At 33.8% G+C, this 18,643-nt stretch carries 12 protein-coding genes; 2 read left to right on the forward strand and 10 right to left on the reverse strand.

Annotation, left to right across the window (positions count from 1 at the left end; genetic code table 11):
• Positions 1 to 14: 14 nt before the first annotated feature.
• The 3 genes from J6Y29_07025 to smc are packed head-to-tail and all read right to left on the reverse strand — an operon-like array spanning position 15 to position 5,842.
• Positions 15 to 1,325: a pyrimidine-nucleoside phosphorylase gene (locus J6Y29_07025; protein MBP5427616.1), complete on the reverse strand. Its 1,311-nt coding sequence runs from the start codon at positions 1,323 to 1,325 to the stop codon at positions 15 to 17.
• Positions 1,326 to 1,341: 16 nt separating this feature from the next.
• Positions 1,342 to 2,247 carry a signal recognition particle-docking protein FtsY gene (gene ftsY / locus J6Y29_07030; protein ID MBP5427617.1) on the reverse strand — a complete coding sequence of 302 codons (906 nt, stop codon included), beginning with the start codon at positions 2,245 to 2,247 and terminating at the stop codon, positions 1,342 to 1,344.
• A 1-nt stretch (position 2,248) separates the two neighbouring features.
• A complete protein-coding gene (gene smc, locus J6Y29_07035; protein ID MBP5427618.1) occupies positions 2,249 to 5,842 on the reverse strand; it encodes a chromosome segregation protein SMC in 3,594 nt (1,197 codons plus the stop codon).
• A 240-nt stretch (positions 5,843 to 6,082) separates the two neighbouring features.
• Between smc and pta the strand changes: the two genes are divergently transcribed.
• Entirely contained in the window at positions 6,083 to 7,078 is a 996-nt protein-coding gene (pta, locus tag J6Y29_07040; GenBank protein ID MBP5427619.1) for a phosphate acetyltransferase, read from the forward strand.
• A 36-nt stretch (positions 7,079 to 7,114) separates the two neighbouring features.
• Positions 7,115 to 8,311 carry an acetate kinase gene (locus tag J6Y29_07045; protein ID MBP5427620.1) on the forward strand — a complete coding sequence of 399 codons (1,197 nt, stop codon included), beginning with the start codon at positions 7,115 to 7,117 and terminating at the stop codon, positions 8,309 to 8,311.
• Between the two features lie 102 nt (positions 8,312 to 8,413).
• Here J6Y29_07045 and addA read toward each other — a convergent pair whose 3' ends face one another.
• The 7 genes from addA to J6Y29_07080 all read right to left on the reverse strand — a co-directional run bounded on the left by addA (position 8,414) and on the right by J6Y29_07080 (position 18,623).
• Positions 8,414 to 12,085: a helicase-exonuclease AddAB subunit AddA gene (gene addA / locus J6Y29_07050; protein ID MBP5427621.1), complete on the reverse strand. Its 3,672-nt coding sequence runs from the start codon at positions 12,083 to 12,085 to the stop codon at positions 8,414 to 8,416.
• Between the two features lie 28 nt (positions 12,086 to 12,113).
• Entirely contained in the window at positions 12,114 to 12,656 is a 543-nt protein-coding gene (gene lepB / locus J6Y29_07055) for a signal peptidase I (GenBank protein ID MBP5427622.1), read from the reverse strand.
• Between the two features lie 75 nt (positions 12,657 to 12,731).
• Positions 12,732 to 12,902, reverse strand: coding sequence for a hypothetical protein (locus J6Y29_07060; GenBank protein MBP5427623.1), 171 nt, complete (start codon positions 12,900 to 12,902; stop codon positions 12,732 to 12,734).
• A 13-nt stretch (positions 12,903 to 12,915) separates the two neighbouring features.
• Positions 12,916 to 14,103, reverse strand: coding sequence for a Ger(x)C family spore germination protein (locus tag J6Y29_07065; protein MBP5427624.1), 1,188 nt, complete (start codon positions 14,101 to 14,103; stop codon positions 12,916 to 12,918).
• On the reverse strand, positions 14,100 to 15,194 hold the full coding sequence (locus tag J6Y29_07070; protein ID MBP5427625.1) for a GerAB/ArcD/ProY family transporter: 1,095 nt from the start codon (positions 15,192 to 15,194) through the stop codon (positions 14,100 to 14,102). Before J6Y29_07070 ends, J6Y29_07065 begins: the two co-directional genes overlap by 4 nt.
• Entirely contained in the window at positions 15,195 to 16,805 is a 1,611-nt protein-coding gene (locus J6Y29_07075; GenBank protein ID MBP5427626.1) for a spore germination protein, read from the reverse strand. It lies immediately after the preceding gene.
• A gap of 60 nt (positions 16,806 to 16,865) precedes the next feature.
• The gene (locus J6Y29_07080) at positions 16,866 to 18,623 is read right to left on the reverse strand and encodes an ankyrin repeat domain-containing protein (protein MBP5427627.1); all 1,758 of its coding nucleotides are present in this window, start codon (positions 18,621 to 18,623) and stop codon (positions 16,866 to 16,868) included.
• Positions 18,624 to 18,643: the final 20 nt, after the last annotated feature.

Raw genomic sequence — 18,643 nt, forward strand, 5'->3', positions numbered from 1 at the left:
TTCTCTCTCCTTTTTTAATTGTTTTTTTCTATGTACGCCAATATAAGTTTGTCTTCATCCGGTTTCTTATCCTGATATGTATACGCACCAACAATAACATTTTTCGCAATTTCTACCTCATTATCCTTGTCTGTATAGATAGTAGCTAACACATCTCCTGGCTCTACCCTATCCCCAACTTTCTTATTTAACACCATCCCCGCGCTATGATCTATTATACTAAGTTTTGTTTCTCTTCCTGCACCTAATATCATAGACGCTCTACCTACTGCTCTCGTATCTATGCTTTTTACATATCCTCTCATATTGGCCTTAATTTCCTGGCATATTTTTGCTTTTTTGAACAAGCTATAATCGTCTATAACTCTACTATCTCCATTTTGCTTATCTATTAGCTCTCTTAATTTTTTTAATGCTTTTCCACTTTTTACAACATCCAACACTTTATCATAACATTCTTTAAATGTACCTACATGTGCTAACTCCAACATCTTCGCCGCAAGTGTATACGATATCTCTTCCAAATCACTTGGCCCCTTGCCTCGAAGAGTCTCTATTGCTTCTATCACTTCAAGCGAATTACCCACTGCCTTTCCCAATGGTCTATCCATTCTTGTTATATACGCAACCGTATTTCTTCCTACTCTACTTCCTATATTAACCATGGCTCTCGCTAGTTTTTCTGCACTCTCTTGGTCCTTCATAAATGCTCCATTACCAACTTTTACATCCAAAACTATTTTATCCGCACCTGATGCTATCTTCTTACTCATTATACTACTTGCTATTAGTGGGATACTATTTACCGTAGCTGTTAAATCTCTTAGTGAATACAATTTCTTGTCCGCTGGCACCAAATTCCCTGTCTGCCCCGCTATAGCTATTGATATATCCTTTATATTATTTATGAATGTATCTATACTAAGCCCTGTATTAAAATTAGGTATAGACTCTAACTTATCTATTGTTCCTCCTGTATGACCTAATCCCTTTCCTGACATTTTGGCCACTGGCACACCTAACGCCGCAACTATAGGCCCAAGTATTAGTGTTGTTTTGTCTCCAACACCACCTGTACTATGTTTATCTACCTTTATGCCTTTTATACTAGACAAATCTATCATATCACCCGACTCAGACATAATCTTAGTCAAATTGGCTGTTTCTTCGTCTGTCATGCCATTTAAAAACATCGCCATAACCAGCGCTGCAGCTTGATCATCAAAAATTTTGTTATCACAGTAATTGTCTACAAAATATTTAATCTCCTCATAAGTTAATTCCCCTTTGTCTCTCTTTTTCTCAATAATATCGTACATTTTCATATCTCTTGCCTCCTCCTCAAAAAAGTGCATCTACAAACTCCTTGGAATTAAACTCTTGTAGGTCATTTACTCCTTCTCCCACGCCTATCAAACAAACTGGCGTTCCTAATTCCTTCGCTATAGCTATGACAATTCCCCCTTTTGCTGTACCATCTATCTTAGTTAGCACTACTCCATCTATTCCAACTTCTTTTTTAAATGTCTTAGCTTGAGAAATTGCGTTCTGACCCGTTGTCGCGTCTAACACCAACAATGTTTTACAATTTGCACTTGACACCTCTTTATCTATTACTCGATATATCTTTTTCAATTCTTCCATCAAATTTTTTTTGGTATGAAGTCGTCCCGCTGTATCACATATTAGCACATCTGCCTTTGATGTCTCAAAAGATTTTGCCGCGTCAAATACAACTGCTGCTGGATCACTTCCCTCTTTGTGCTTTATTATATCAACACCTACTTTTTGGGCCCATAAATCAAGCTGGTCTATTGCTGCCGCCCTAAATGTATCCCCTGCCGCAACCAATACCTTCTTACCTCTCTCTTTATAGCTATTTGCAATCTTTGCAATAGATGTTGTTTTACCAACCCCGTTTACTCCTACCACAACCAATACCAATGGACTAGTTGATATATCAACTTTAGCATCACCTTCATTTAGTATATTCTCTATTATTGACTTTAAGATCCCTTTTACCTCCGTCGCTTCAGTAACACGCCTTTTTTTTACCTCTTCCCTTAACTCGTCTATTATATACATGGACGTCAACACCCCAACATCCGCTGTTATTAGAACTTCCTCTAATTCCGAAAATAGATCCTCATCTATTTTAGTAAACATACTAAGTATCCCATCTATTCTCTTGGTTATGTTATTTCTAGTCTTTTCTAACCCCTTTTTTAACTTTTCGAAAAATCCCATCTCACTCTACCCTTTCTAATATTTCTTCTTCACAAACTTCATCTAGTCTTAATGACACAACTTTAGACACTCCCTGTTCTTGCATTGTCACACCATATATACTATCAGCTGCCTCCATGGTTCCTTTTCTATGAGTAATCAATATAAATTGGCTTAAGTCAATATGCCTTTTTATATAATCCGCAAACTTGTATACATTTGCATCATCCAAAGCTGCCTCTATCTCATCTAGTATACAAAACGGCGCGGGCCTTAATTTTATTATTGCAAATAATAATGCTATTGCTGTAAATGCCCTCTCTCCTCCAGACAACAACATCATATTTTGTAGCTTCTTCCCAGGTGGCTGCACTTGTATCTGTATCCCACTCTCTAAAACATTGCTCTCATCATCTAATATAAGCTTAGCCCTTCCACCTTCGAATAGCTCACTAAACACTACATTAAAATTCTCATTTATCAATTCAAACTGTGTTACAAACTGCTCTTTCATTACATTGGTTATGTCTAGGATAGCTTTCTTTAAATTTTGTTCCGACTTCTCCATATCATTTTTTTGCTCCATCAAAAAGTCATAATTCTCTCGTACTTTGTCATACTCCTCTATAGCACCCATATTGACATCACCCAATGCCTTTATATCAGCCCGAATATCATTTATTTCTTTTTGTGTAACCTTCTTTTGCACATCTTTATTTAAATTAACGGCATTGTTATAGGTTAGCTCATACTCTTCCCACAATTTATCTTTAAGATACTTTATCTCGCTATCAATTCTTTCTTTCTTGTTCTCTACTCTACTAAATTCTTCTTTTAATGCAATTATATTTTTATTTATCTTGCGTATATCTCCAAATACCTTTTCTACTTCTTGCTCTATTTGCTTTTTATCCTTCTCTAGATTTACCATACTCTCATATATGCTATCTTTATTCTTACTCTCGCAAATTAAATCAGCTTTAAGCCTTGATATATCCTCATCAATTGCTAATATCTCTTTCTTAAACTCATCACTTTGCTCGTTTTTCTTAATAACACTATCTTCTAGCTCTTTTCTATGGTTTGCTTCCTTATTTTGAAGCTCTGTTATACTTCGCGCAAGTTCAATCACTTTATTTAGCTCTATATTTATCTGCATAATACTTCCTTGCACACTTTCTCTCTCTCTCAATTTTCTCTTATGCTTTTCTTTGTTTTTTACTACCATAACCTGTATATCATCTATCTCTTTTTCAACTTCTGCAAGCCTTTTTTTATCACTTTCGTACTTATCCTTCGCTTCTTTTTCTTCTTTTAGCAATTCATTTAATTGATTGCTACTGTTTTCTAAATCCTCCATTGCCCTTTCGTGATCATCCTTTAGCCTCTCTCTTGTGCCAACTTCCTTCAACATTGCCATTTCATATTCCTTCTGCTTTTGTTGATCAAATGTAAGCTCCTTTTGATTATTCTCCCGATCTATCTTCATTTCTTCTAATTCTTCATCTTTTTCTTTAAGTAATATCTTCTTTGAATCTATAGCCTCTTTAAGTTCTTTTATCTGACGTCCCCTAGCTATCATCCCAGCATCTCTTCCGCTAATACTTCCTCCTGTTATAGATCCACCTATGTTTAAAAACTCTCCTTTTAAAGTAACTATCTTAAACTTATGATTAAACTTACGCGCCATATCTATCCCTTGTTGCAAATCATCCACTAAAACAATCTTGCCCAAAAAGCTAAGAATAATACCCTCGTATTTTTTATCATAGGATATAACCTCATGTGCAAATCCAACAAATCCATCACTTAATTTTATCTTATCAGCTTGATCTTTATCAAAAGCTTTTCCTTTAACGCTGGATATAGGAAGAAACGTTGCTCTACCTATATTGTTCTTTTTAAGGTAATCTATAACCCGTTTGGCTTCATCCTCTGTATCCGTCACTATATATTGCAACGCGCTACCTAATGCAACTTCAATAGCAACTTCTGCCATTTTAGGGACAGAAATTAAACCAAGTAACGCTCCGTGAATTCCTCTGTCAAAGCTCTTGTCTGTACCGCAAAGCTTTAATATAAGCTTAACACTCTTAGTATACCCCTCAAAATTATCCTCTAGATCTTTCAAAATCTTATACTTTGATATATCACTATTTAGCGCAACTGTTAAATCATTTAACTTTTTTGTTGTATCTTCTATTTTCCCTGATATGTCCTTTATACACTTTTCTTTAGATTTAACAACTTCACTTGTCTTTATCAAAATATCTTGAAAATTTTGTATATTGCGCTCTAACTCATCCATATGTTTTTTATGTACTAAAGCATCACTTTCACATCTGTTCTTTTTATCAACAAGCTCAATCTTTTTAATCTCTATCCCCTCTAAAAGGCTAGTTCCACTGTTAACAACATTTATCATAACAGTTTTCTCATTTAGTTTTTCTAAATAACTGTCATTTAAATTTTCCATTTCTTTTTGCTTATCAGTTAAATTATCTATAATGCCATTTAATTTCTTCTCTTCTTGACCAAGCTTTAAGTTATACTCCTCTTGCTCTTTTTCTATTTTTTTCAGTTTGTCACTATAATTACTCTCTTCTCTTTTTGCATGTGAAATCCCAGCATCAAGCTTACCCATTTCATCCTTTAAACGAAATAAATTTAAGTTTATGCTCCTCTTTCGCTCCTCGTCCATTTGTATCTTATGTGCAATTCCTCCTATTGTCCCTTCATTCTTGTAATATTCGTTTTTTGTATCCTCTAACTTTTTTAACATGCACTGAAGATTTTCATTCTTTTCGCTATATAAATCCTCCATCTTCTTTAGGGCCATCTCTTCTTCTTGCACCATCGATAAGGACTTTTGATACTCCTCTCCAATCGACTTTTGGCCCTCGCATGTTTTTCCTATTTTATCTATATACAGTAATACTTCCAATTCTTTTAACCTTTGCTTTAACTCTCTATATTTTTGAGCTACATGCGCTTGTTTCTCTAACGGATTTAGTTGTTCTTGTAACATACTTACTGTATCATTTATTCTTTCCATGTTCCTACTTGTCTGTTCAAGCTTTCTTAACGCTTCATTTTTCCTAGACTTGTACTTTACTATACCAGACGCTTCTTCAAATATAGCTCTTCTATCCTCAGACTTAGTACTTAAAATTTCATCTACCCTTCCTTGTCCAATTATAGAGTAACCATCTTTACCTATGCCTGTATCCATGAAAAGTTCATGGATATCTTTTAACCTACATGTTGTATTGTTAATGAAATATTCACTTTCACCTGATCTATATAATTTTCTAGTCACTGTCACTTCATCATAGTCTATAGGCAAACTACCATCCACATTGTCTAGCACAAGACTAACTTTTGCAAAGCCCATAGATTTTCTGTATTGCGTACCTGCAAAGATAACATCCTCCATTTTGCCACCTCTTAAATTCTTTGCACTTTGTTCCCCCAGTACCCATCTAACACAATCTGAGATGTTACTTTTGCCACTACCATTAGGGCCAACGACACACGTAACCCCTAAATCAAATTCCATATTAATTTTCTCTGCAAATGATTTAAATCCGTAAACTTCAATCTTTTTTAAGTGCATCGAATACCCCTCTTTCTTTGTGTCAACAACTCAATTGTAACATACTTTTGTAAAAAAACAACCTTATTTTTAAATTATTTTAACAAAAGCCTCTCTCCTTTACGTTTGTCTCATGACCTATTTAATAATCCAATGGTCTTGTTTTAAAAAATCTATTTTGCTTGTCTTGTAAATATAAAGATTATGTTGTATAATAAATATTTGGTCACCAAATATTTAAATAAGAGAGGTTTTTTAATTATGAAATTTTTAGAACAAATAATTAATCGTGCAAAGGAGAACAAACAAACTATAGTTCTTCCTGAAAGTTTGGACGAAAGAACAATTCGTGCCACAGAAATCATCTGTGAAAAAGACATTGCCAACATCATCTTAGTTGGCGACGAAGAAGAAATTTTGCGTAAAGCTAATGGACACGACATATCTCGTGCAAAAATAATTGATCCAAAAACGTCAGAATATTATAACGACTTCGTTAATACATTCTTTGAGCTAAGGCAAAAAAAGGGTGTTACACTAGAACAAGCAAAAACCACTATATTGGATCCACTTTATTTTGGTGTAATGCTTGTTAAAAAAGGCATTGCAAATGGAATGGTTGCCGGCGCTTGTCATTCTACTGCCGACACTTTGCGTCCAGCATTACAAATTTTAAAAACTGCGCCTGATACAAAACTTGTTTCAGCATTCTTCGTTATGGTTGTTCCTGACTGCGATTACGGTTATGGCGGAACTTTTGTTTATGGTGACAGTGGATTGGTTGAAGACCCTGATGCAGAAAAATTATCAGAGATTGCAATATCATCCGCTAAATCTTTCAAAACTTTAGTTATGGCAGAACCTAAGGTTGCTATGCTATCATACTCAACTAAAGGAAGCGCTAAAGTTAATCCTATGACTGAAAAAGTTATTAATGCAACTAAATTAGTACATGAAAAAGCACCTAATCTTGCTGTAGATGGAGAGCTTCAAGCAGATGCTTCATTGGTACCACACATAGCTGAATCAAAGGCACCTGGTAGCGATGTTGCTGGAAATGCTAATGTATTGATTTTCCCTGACTTAAACTGCGGAAATATAGCATATAAACTTACTCAAAGATTGGCCAAAGCAGAAGCATATGGACCTATCACTCAAGGTATCGCAAAACCTGTAAACGATTTATCTCGCGGATGTTCTGCTGAAGATATTGTTGGTGTTGTTGCAATAACTGCTGTACAAGCACAAAATATGTAGTTATAAAGGAGTTTTATTATGAGTAAACCTATGAGTATAAAAATTTTAGTTTTAAATTCGGGAAGTTCTTCCCTTAAATATCAACTTATTGATATGACCAATGAAGAAGTCATAGCAAAAGGGTTGTGCGAAAGAATCGGTATAAAAGATTCTGTTTTAACGTACGACAACAGACGTGAAAAGATTGTCATCAATAAAGATATGAAAAATCACGAAGTTGCAATACAAATGGTGCTAGACATGCTAATGGATAAAGATAAGGGTGTTATCCGAAACATAAATGAGATAGGTGCTGTAGGACATAGAGTTGTGCACGGCGGAGAGAAATTTAGTAAATCAGTTGTAATAGATAATAACGTCCTTTCCGCAATAAATGATTGTATTGATCTTGCACCATTACATAATCCTGCAAATATAACTGGTATTCGTGCATGTAAGGCACTTATGCCAAACACACCAATGGTAGCCGTGTTTGATACTGCTTTCCATCAGACAATGGATAAGAGTACATATCTTTATGCAATACCTTATGAGCTTTACGAGAAGTACTCTATAAGAAAATACGGTTTCCACGGAACTTCACATAAATACGTTGCATCAAGAGCTAGTGCTATGCTTGGCAAAGATATAAAAGACCTTAGGATAATAACTTGCCACTTGGGTAATGGTGCTAGCGTATGTGCTGTTAAAAATGGTAAATCTATTGATACATCAATGGGCTTTACTCCTCTTGCGGGGCTTGTGATGGGAACTCGTTGTGGTGACATCGATGCTGCTATAATTAAGTTCTTAATGGAAAAAGAAAACTTTTCTATTGATGAAATTGATACGCTAATCAACAAAAAATCTGGTATCTTTGGTGTATCAGGAGTAAGCAGCGATTTCCGTGATGTCGAAAAGAAAGCTTCTCAACATGACGAACGCTCAAATGTTGCGTTAGATATGTTTGCACTAAGCGTAAGAAAATTCATCGGGCAATACATCGTAGAAATGGGCGGCGTGGATGCACTTGTGTTTACTGCCGGTTGTGGTGAAAATGATGCAGCTATGCGTAAGCTTATCACACGCGATCTTTCTTTCCTTGGTATTAGCATAGATGACGACAAGAATAACGTACGCGGACAAGAAATTGATATAAGCTCGAGCACTGCCAAGGTTCATACATTGGTTATACCTACCAATGAAGAGTTGGCTATCGCAAGAGAAACTGAGACTCTTGTATTAAAAAGATAACATGTTTAGGAAATTACACTTTCGTTACAAAGAGTGATTATGCTAGATATAAAAAAAATATAGGTGCTATGCTTTATGTATAGCACCTTTTTAGCTATTTTCCTAATACTTAATAACACTATCATTTGAGAATAAATAAATATACTGGTATCGCACTTCTTTTCCCGTCAACTTCTCTAGCACTTCTTTATATTTCATTATTTGCGTTTTATATCTTTCTTTTATTCGACAAATATCACTCTTATCTCTAACGAAATCAGTTTTGTAGTCTAACAGCACCAAATAACCCTCTTCCTCAAAATAACAATCTATAACCCCTTGTAGGACTACATACTCATCTTCAGAATCGCTTACATCAAAAACTTCACTACAAGGTATTTTTAAGAAGAATGGTTCCTCCCTATTTATTTTATTTGACGCTTTTATTCTTTGGCCAAGTTTAGACTCTATAAACCTTTTTATTTTCCTAGTATCTACACTTGATGCTTCATCTTTAGTTAACAATCCCCTAGTAACCATACTTTCGATTTGTCCATTTATGTCTTGGTTACAAAAATTTATGTGCTGCATTACAAAGTGTAGAGCCGTACCTATACTAGTCGCCTCTAGTTTATTTTGCTGTTCTAAAAATTTAGGCTTATTTACCACAACCTCATCATCCGAAGCAAAATTTTTCTTAAGTTGTGTAACCGACACCTTAGCCGGGATTGATTCTAACCCCTTATATTGATATTCCCAATTTAAACTTTGCAATATATCTGGGGGAATAAATGTAATTTCATCCGACACTTCTATATCATACAACGCTTGCTCAAATAATTCATTATCTTGCTGCACCTTCTTTACTTCATCTTTAATATCACTCTTATTCACCAAAAATACTCTAAAGCAAGATTCATCATCTACACAATTTGTGGGAAACTCAAAACCTACGGGCACATCTTCAAAAAAATCACTACTGTTTTTATGCTTTAGTACAACCGGGCACATCCAATCCAAAAATGTTCTACCCCTATACACATCATAAGATGATATCTTATCCCTATATGCATTCGCAACATCTCTCCATTTATTAAGCTTCTTATCTAAGTCTCTTACACTACCTGTTATTATCAATTTCTCTCTTGCTCTAGTTACTGCGACATATAAGATACGCATCTCCTCTGACAAAGTTTCTTGCTTTATCTTTTCTCCTATAGCTATTTTCAAAGCCGATGCCCACGATATTCTCCTTTTTATATCGACTACATCTGGGCCAAAACCTAGCTTAGAGTGAAATATAACATTTTTAGTTGTGTCCATTAGATTAACTTTTTTGCCACACCCTGATAAAAACACTATCGGAAACTCTAGCCCTTTACTTTTGTGTATACTCATTATTCTAACAACATTATCATTTTCGCCCAATATTTTGGCGCTACCAAAATCACTACTACTGTTTCTTAGTTTGTCTATAAAATTTATAAAATTAAATAGCCCCTTATAGCTAGTCTCCTCAAATTGCCTTGCCTTCTCAAATAACATTCTCAAATTCGCCTGCTTTTGCTCACCCATTGGCATCGCACCTACCATTACGTAATAGCCTGTTTTATCATATAAATTCCAAATAAGCTCATCTATCGACATGTACCACGCTTGCTCTTTTAATTCATTATACAAATGCATAAAATACTCAAGCTTTTGTTTTATAAGCTTTGACTCATCATCATGCTCCATTGAAAGAAACTTTTCTATTGCATCAAACATCAAAACTTCCTTATCAACTACACGTATCTGTGCTAGTTCATTCGCATTTAGCCCCACAATAGGTGATCTTAAAACCGCAAGCAAAGGTATATCCTGAAGAGGATTATCTATTATTTGCAAAAATGATGTTACAACCATTATCTCTATTGTCTTAAAAAATCCCGTATTGATATCAGCAAATGCACTGATACCTACTTCATGCAACTCTCGTACAAAAATATCTGCCCAATTTTTTGTCGTCCTAAGTAATATTACAATATCCTTATATTCTATTGGTCTATAGCAACCCAGATTTTTATCATATACCATATTTTTATCTTTTTGCTCTATAAGATCTAATATTCTTTTGGCCACAACCCGAGCCTCACACTGTATAGCGTTTAAACTTTCTTCTTCATCCTCTTCTTCATCATTAACATAATCCTCTATGTTTATTAGATGTAGCTCAGCTTCATCTCCTATTGCACCATCATTATGAGGAAAACTTGCTGCAAAATTTAATGCCTCATCTTCCGTATAATCAAGATCTCCAACATAACTTGACATAACTTGTTCAAATATAAAATTAGCTATGTCTATAATACCTCTTCTACTGCGGAAATTTTTAAACAACTGTATTTTTCGATACTCGCTATTCTCATCCTTCGAATAATTATTGTACTTGTCCAAAAAAAGTGACGGATTCGCTTGTCTAAATCTATATATACTCTGCTTTACATCCCCTACCATAAAAACATTCGGATATCCAAGATCCTCTCTTGATATCATCGATATTATCTTTTCTTGAATATCATTACTATCTTGATATTCATCTACTAAAATCTCCTCAAACTTATCCTTGTACATTTTTGCCACACCAGATGCTTCCACACTACCGTCTTGGTTAATAGTTGTTAATATTTGAAGGCAATAGTGCTCTAAATCTCCAAAATCTACTATATTCTTCTTTTTCTTTTTTTGTTCATACAAATCCGTAAATTTTTCAACTAACTCTACCAAACACTCTACGTTAGGACAAACTCTACCAATATCTTCACCTATATCTTTCGACATACTTGTAATTTTCTTTTCTCTAATTTTTTTTACTATGTCTTTAACATCATCTCTTAACTCTTTTACTTTATCTTTTTTGTCCTCATCTACTTCAAGAGATTTATTAATGGCTGGTAATCGCTTAAACTCTAAATCATTTAGCAAATTGTACAACTTGTCCCACCTTAATTTATCATCTTTGTTTCTTACCACGTCTATTATGCTAGATATTTTTACATAATCTTCATTGAATATGGGATAATACTTATCCTTTAGTGTTTTATCCGTCGCCATTACATCCATAGCCGCCACGATATTTGCACATGCACAATTTAAATTTTGATATATATTATCCAAAATAATTTGTCCCCATGGTGTACAAGAAAAATCATCATTTGACGCTTTTTTTATGTTGTCGATCATATCATGTAACCACCTTGTAGGCCATGGATCACTTTGTATGAAATGATACAAGTCCAAAACCATATCCTGTATAACCTTGTCATCCTTGTTACCACCGTAACTATCTAACAAGTTTAATAGCCTTAGGTTTTGTGACTCATACTCTTCTTCAAATAAATCATTTAGAACCTCGTTTTTTAAAAGAATCGTCTCCGTTTCATCTGCTATCCTAAATGAAGGATCTAAATCTATGGCACAAAGATTATTCCGTATCACTTCTAGACAAAAAGAATGCATGGTTGTTATACTTGCTTTATCCAACAATGTCATCTGCCTTAATATATTCTTGCCACTTTCACATCCATCCAATTTCTTATTCATTCCAAGATATATCCGCTCTCTCATTTCCGATGCTGCCGAATTGGTGAAAGTAACAATTAAAAGCCTATCTATATCAACATTTTTTTCAGTAACTTTTTGTATTATTCTTTCAACCAATACCGCAGTTTTGCCAGATCCAGCAGCTGCAGCAACCAGTATATTACAGCCATCAACACTTATCGCTTGCAACTGTTCTTTTGTCCATTCCCTCATTACGCTATCACCTTTTGCAATATAATTTTTATTTTAACACCTCAAACTGGCTAAACGGATAAAACCTTAATACTGCCCTTCCTTCTACCTTCTTTAAATTTATAGGTCCAAATGTTCTACTGTCCAAACTTTCATTTGGCAATCTATTATCTCCCAATACATAAACATATCCCTCTGGTACAACTATATTTTGATACGCTAAATCTATGGGATATGTGTTTATCCCATTTATATACGGTTCGTCAATTTTTTCTCCATTTATATATACTCCACCATTCTTTATTTCAACTAAATCCCCAGCTATGCCCACGACACGCTTTATTATAGGGCTTCTCTCATTTTCCAAATCCCGAGGCTTATTTATTATAATAATATTTCCTCTTTTTATCCCTGTCACCTTATATACAAACTTCTCCATAATTAGCCTATTCCCATTGTGTAAATATCTTTCCATAGAATTTCCATTAACAATAGTTATCTGAAAAACGTACCTTACTACAAATAAACCTAGCACAAAGGCTATTACTATGTGTACAATCCAATCAAACCAATAAGCTACCTTTTCTCTCATACCCTTCAATTTTAAGACCCCCTTAACAGATTCTACCTCTTTATTTTAGAAAAAATTTGTCATTTTGTAAACCCCCTATTTTTGTAAATACATCACAACAGGTAATATCACCACGAAAACATCTAGTACAAGTACAGCGATTCCACCTTTTATGTTGTTCTTTTTAAATGTCCACACACCGAAACTTACTGTATATAATGTCACCCACAAAACTGCAATTATCACAAATATATCATAAAACTCCATAACACACTCCTCCTCATTGTTTAATCATTCCCGTCATTTTTATATTCATATCTACTTTTATGTTAAATTTTGCATCCCGATATTTTTTACTCCAATCATATTTTTCCCACTCTTGCCATGTCCAGAAATTTTTTCGTGCATTTTTCGCAAACAAGCATATATCACTTTCAAATTCTCGTGCCGTCTTCTCTAAAAGTTTTTTTGTCTTAGCCTCAATCTTTTTTTCTATATGATTTACTAAAACTGCATTTTTACCTTTATCATTGTAATTTACATCACTTTCAAAATATAAATACTCTCCATTTAATTTTATGTCAATGTAAACATATGGCCCACCCTCCTTCGTAACCACCTTTATCTTAGGCCTACTATACAACTTAAGGCTTACACTTATCATATCATCTTTAGACAAAGGATCTTCTACTGTATAAATTGCCCTTTTAAATTCTCCTATCGTCATCAAAAAATGCATAGCCTCCTCTCCTGTTAATACCGAAACCATTTTGTCTTTATTAAACACTACCACTCCCATTATCTGAACTTTGCTTTCTCGACCCTCCTCTTTCATTTCTCCCGCTAACAATTTCCCACTCTTGTCGTTATCTTTTGATTCATTGACTGCGACATATGGCACAACCGCTCCAACAAATTTATCACACATTTTATAATAGAAATCATCTTTAGGTGATATAAAATAATATCCGCTATATTCATATGAAGAAAAAATTGATTTATAGTATCTAGCAATATTAGACTTCTTAAGTTGCTCTATTGCTTTAAGATATTTATTAGCCTCTCCCTTAGAGACTGCAACATAAACATTAGGCCTAAACTCTTTTGAATTTTGTAATGGCTTTAGTATCCCAATTAAATTCCCTTTCTTGGCCAACTTTTCTGACATAACTATAAGCTTAGTATGAGAAAAACTTAATTTCTTATCAACCGAATTATTGATTAGATTTATTCCTTCCATTATAGACGATGCTTCCAAAGTTATGCTTGCTGTCTCTTCATTTGCAGATTCCCCACCTGATTTTTCATTCATAGTAAAATATTGCATTGTAATTTTTAGCTTATCACTTTCGCCCTCATCTAGCCCTAACGCTATTACATAAGTTATTGAGTCTATCTCTTCTTTATCGTAACATGAAGTAAGAATCATTGGAAGCATACATATGATGATTATTAATATCCTATTCATTTTGCATTCACCTTCCTATTCTTAACGTTCGCTAGTGCAAATAACAACATTGGAACTATGTATGATGTTATATAACTCACTCTTCTGTATAACTTAACAAAATACGTTTCTTCTCCAATGATGTTTTTGTACATAAGTGATACTGAAAATATTATAACTATCATGCACAATATGATGGGCTTACTGTATTTTAAATCAAACAATCTTCTAAAAATATATGCACTAACAAGCGCCGCCACCGCTATAAACGTCAATGCAGATATCACCCATATTATAAAAAATATCGCTTCTATACGCTCTATCTTCCCACCTTGCTGTATAGATCTAGACAACGAATACAGCGGAATGAATTGTTTTTTACTGGCCGGATAACTAAATACCCCCTGGTATACTAATGTAACCAAAAACATGAACAAGCCCGATATACCCACTGTTTTGTATAAAACTTCTTTTCCCTTTTCCTTATCATCTAAAAAAGGTATAAACAAAAAATACGCAAGTATTCCTGAAAACCATGATATGCCAACAAATCCATTTTTTATCGTAATTCCATTTTTAAGACCTAGTAACGGAAACAGATTTATAATCTTGAATTTGTCTATCACTCCCAAAAGTATTAGCAATATACCTCCGCTAACCACTTTATAGAAGATAAATGCCACTCTTGCAACTGTCTTTAGTCCTTGACATGCTACAATACCTGATCCTAACATCAAAAGAAATATAACAAAACCTATCGGTGAATTAGGAAGGGCAATAATATTTAAGCTCTCCCCAAATTGCCTTGCGACAACGATACCACCATATAATACCTGTGCTAGCGCAAGTAATGCTATTGGCACTTGCAACTTTCTCCCCCAAGTAAACATCGCCACATCTAAAATATCTTTACCAACAAATGGCTCATATAGTTTATGGAGAATTACGACACCAATAAACGCAAACAAAAGTATTACCACCGCAAGTAGCCAACTTGCAGTACCTGCTAATTGTGTCATTCTAAGCGGAAATGTCAACATTGCATTTAGACTTATTATACTAGTCAATAGCACTATGAATTCATGTTTATACATCATTTGTGATTTTTTCATTTATTTTTTCTCCCATTCTCTAACTATATCTCTATTTTGATCATTGCATTTTGTCATTAAATTTTTAGGTTTTCCGCCCAAAGCCCACAGCGGTGGTCTTAGAAAATTATCTATTAGACTACATTTGGTTTTATTTTGGCTAGAGCTTAAATATAAAACACCAAATGAAACCATATTACAGAGAATACCTATATGCACAAATATACCGATGAATACTCCTACAATCCCCGCTATACTTCCTAAGAAAATATAAAAGAAACGCAATATCCTAAATGAAAACGCAATAGAAAAATTAGGTACCGCAAATGAACCTATCCCTGTGATGGCCACGATAATTATCAATATTGGGCTTACTATATTAGCACTAACTGCAGCTTGCCCAAGTATTATACCCCCAACAATACCTAACGTGGATCCAATTGGTTCGGGTACCCTTATGCTTGCCTCACGTATCAACTCAAATGAAATTTCCATAAACACAAGTTCAATTAATGCCGAAAACGGTATTCGTTCTCTAGTAGCTTCTAACGCTATTAATAGATCTGTTGGTATTATCTCTTGATGAAAATTTATTATTGCTATATAAAACCCGGGTAAAAATAGCACCGCAAATATTCCCAGCATGCGCACTACACGCAATAAATTTGATGAAGGAAATCGTATATAGTTATCTTCTGCTGAATAAATAAGCTCATCGTGCGTTATGGGCATAATTAACGCAAATGGGCTTCCATTTACTATTACCCCAACTTTGCCTTCAGTTAAAAATCTGGAAAATCTATCTGGGCGCTCTGTTGATAAAACTTGAGGAAATGGTAAGTATGGATTATCTTCTATCAGTTGTTCTAACTCTCCTGATGCCACCAAATAATCTATCTTGATACCTTTAAGCCTTCTTTTTACTTCATCTACTATACTATCGTTTACAATATCTTGTATATAGCATATGCTACACAAGGTCCGGCTTTTCTCTCCTATGGTTATACTCTCTATTATCAAATTTTCATTGTCTACTATTTTTCTTACCAGAGCCGTATTAGTTCTAATTTTCTCTGTAAACCCTTCCTGTGGGCCACGAATAACCATCTCTGAACATGGCTTATCGACGCTTCTAGTATCCCAATCCTTTACATCCGCTAAAATAGCCAACTCTGCACCATTAATAAATATAGCACATTCACCTATGTTCACGCCAGACACAACATCCGAAATTTTATTCGTTTTCTTAATCTGATTATGCGCTATAAGATTTTTTTCAACATAATCTACTATATTTGTGTTTTGTGTCACCATATCAATATTACTTAGTATCATAAGTGGTGTTATTATGTTGTCGTCTATAAACTTTGAATTACACATGCCATCAATAAAAAATATAAATGCTCGATAAACTTTCTTCTCTATTCTCACACCAAACTCTCTTATTTGTATATCCTCATTTATTGATACATTATATAATTTCTTAAGATAAGATAAATTCGTATCAATGTTTATGCTAACATCAGGGTACACTTTTGTTTGGACCGTGTTATTGGTGTAATTTTCATCTTCTAGCAAAAACGTGTTGTCATGTGGCTCCTTAAACAATATCAAATTTTTTATCTTATTCACTCGTTTTCACCTCAAGTGATATATTACCCAATACTTTTTTTATATATGCATAGGTCAATTTTAATACCTTTTAGCTACCTCTATATGGTGATTTATATTTATATTAGTTAATGCTTCCATTATGTTTTTGTCTCCTCTTATTTGAGAAATTTGATATACATCATTCCCGTTACTATCCATATCCGACGTCTTTGCCCCATACTGCAACAACAATTTTACAACATCCTTTCCCCAATATTTTACAGCATATACCAATGCCGTACCATATTCTCCTCTTGCATTAATGTTAGCCCCATTCTCTAGCAATAGTTTTGCTATTTTGAAATTATTTTTTTCGTTTTTTATATAAGTCAAAAATGTATATATAAGTGCAGTTGCCCCATTCTTTGTTTTCGCATTAACGTTTGCTTGGTGTTCTATCAAATATTGCGCTACTTCAAATGACTTAAATTCGCATGCATACATTAATGCTGTTTGATTGCATCTACCCTTTTCATTCACATTCGCTCCTCTTTCTACTAATATCTTTACCACCTCAAAATTGTTTTGTTCGCATGCAATCATAAGCGCCGTATTCCCATTGCTTGCTCTATCATCTACGTTGGCACCAATGTCTAATAAAAATATTATCGCTTTGGGGTTCTTATTTTTACATGCCTTTACCAAAAGAGAATCTCCATTTATATCTTTCTCATTCAAATTTATACAATTATATTTATGTAATATATTAAGTGCTTTCATATCGTCATTTTTAAGCAAATATTCTTGCAATATCATACCTTCATTTTTTATCATCAATATGGATTTATTCTTACTTATGATTTTTATTTGATCTTCTATCTTTTTGCAACTCTTAACTTTATCTAACATTTTTTTTATGTTTATAAGGTATCCTTCATCTACCAGCATTCTATATATAGCCTCAAATTTCATTATCCTACTTTGACCACAAAATATATTCGCCGCGAAAAAATCTGATATCTCACACTCTTCTCCACTATTACGAAAATAATTTGTGGCCCAATTCAATATATGATTGTAAAATTCTCCTTCGTTTTTACATTTATCTCTTACATCATTTAACATCTCATGTAATAACAGTTCTTCTAAATCTATTGTTTTTATAAATCTTTCTATGTCTCTTTTTTCGATATTTATACCATATGGATCAGTTTCTTGTGGCACTGGCACATTAAAATTATATTTACTGTTTAAATATTTTTTGAAAAAATCCTCCATATGTGGATCAGTAAATTCTCTTCTTCCTGTCTTTATATAAACTTCATTCATTAATTTATTTGCAAGTTTTATCCTAGCATTTAAAAAAAGTTTGTCTAATGCACGTCTTAATGGATTTGGGTCTTCCTCTATTTTTATCTTACCTTGCGTTATGCTTTCGACATGTTCTCCTAACATACACACTATTTCAACAATCCCTCTTCTTTGGCCTGTAATGCAAACATCTCCCAAACTCGATAATAGATCCACAATTCCATATACTTGCGTATTATCTAAATCATCACTTGACTCTATAATCTTTGCAATACAAACCAATGCATTGGCATATATTTCATCATTTACAATACTACTTTTATATAATTTTTTTATACCAGCACTATTAAGGCAAAATTTAGCATCCCTTAGTTTTAATATTATATTCTGATAAATTAATCTACTAAGCTTTTGTGTTAGTTTTGAATAGTTAAGATTCCCAAACTGTCCTAAAATATCATCAACACCCCCTTTTTTATACGCTCTTTTTGTTAGTTTAGTTTTCATAGGTAATTTCCGAATAAAATATGTGATGTTGTTTTCCATTTTTTTAAACACCCAAATAA

The organism is Clostridiales bacterium (assembly GCA_017961515.1).
Classification (GTDB): domain Bacteria; phylum Bacillota; class Clostridia; order Acetivibrionales; family RGIG10202; genus RGIG10202.

Bases quoted from the DNA above. Each gene is read 5' to 3' on its own strand.
- smc (MBP5427618.1), bottom strand. From the start codon at position 5,842: ATGCACTTAAAAAAGATTGAAGTTTACGGATTTAAATCATTTGCAGAG.
- J6Y29_07065 (MBP5427624.1), bottom strand. From the start codon at position 14,103: ATGAATAGGATATTAATAATCATCATATGTATGCTTCCAATGATTCTT.
- addA (MBP5427621.1), bottom strand. From the start codon at position 12,085: ATGAGGGAATGGACAAAAGAACAGTTGCAAGCGATAAGTGTTGATGGC.
- J6Y29_07070 (MBP5427625.1), bottom strand. From the start codon at position 15,194: ATGAAAAAATCACAAATGATGTATAAACATGAATTCATAGTGCTATTG.
- J6Y29_07025 (MBP5427616.1), bottom strand. From the start codon at position 1,325: ATGAAAATGTACGATATTATTGAGAAAAAGAGAGACAAAGGGGAATTA.
- lepB (MBP5427622.1), bottom strand. From the start codon at position 12,656: ATGAGAGAAAAGGTAGCTTATTGGTTTGATTGGATTGTACACATAGTA.
- J6Y29_07060 (MBP5427623.1), bottom strand. From the start codon at position 12,902: ATGGAGTTTTATGATATATTTGTGATAATTGCAGTTTTGTGGGTGACA.
- J6Y29_07080 (MBP5427627.1), bottom strand. From the start codon at position 18,623: ATGGAAAACAACATCACATATTTTATTCGGAAATTACCTATGAAAACT.
- ftsY (MBP5427617.1), bottom strand. From the start codon at position 2,247: ATGGGATTTTTCGAAAAGTTAAAAAAGGGGTTAGAAAAGACTAGAAAT.
- pta (MBP5427619.1), top strand. From the start codon at position 6,083: ATGAAATTTTTAGAACAAATAATTAATCGTGCAAAGGAGAACAAACAA.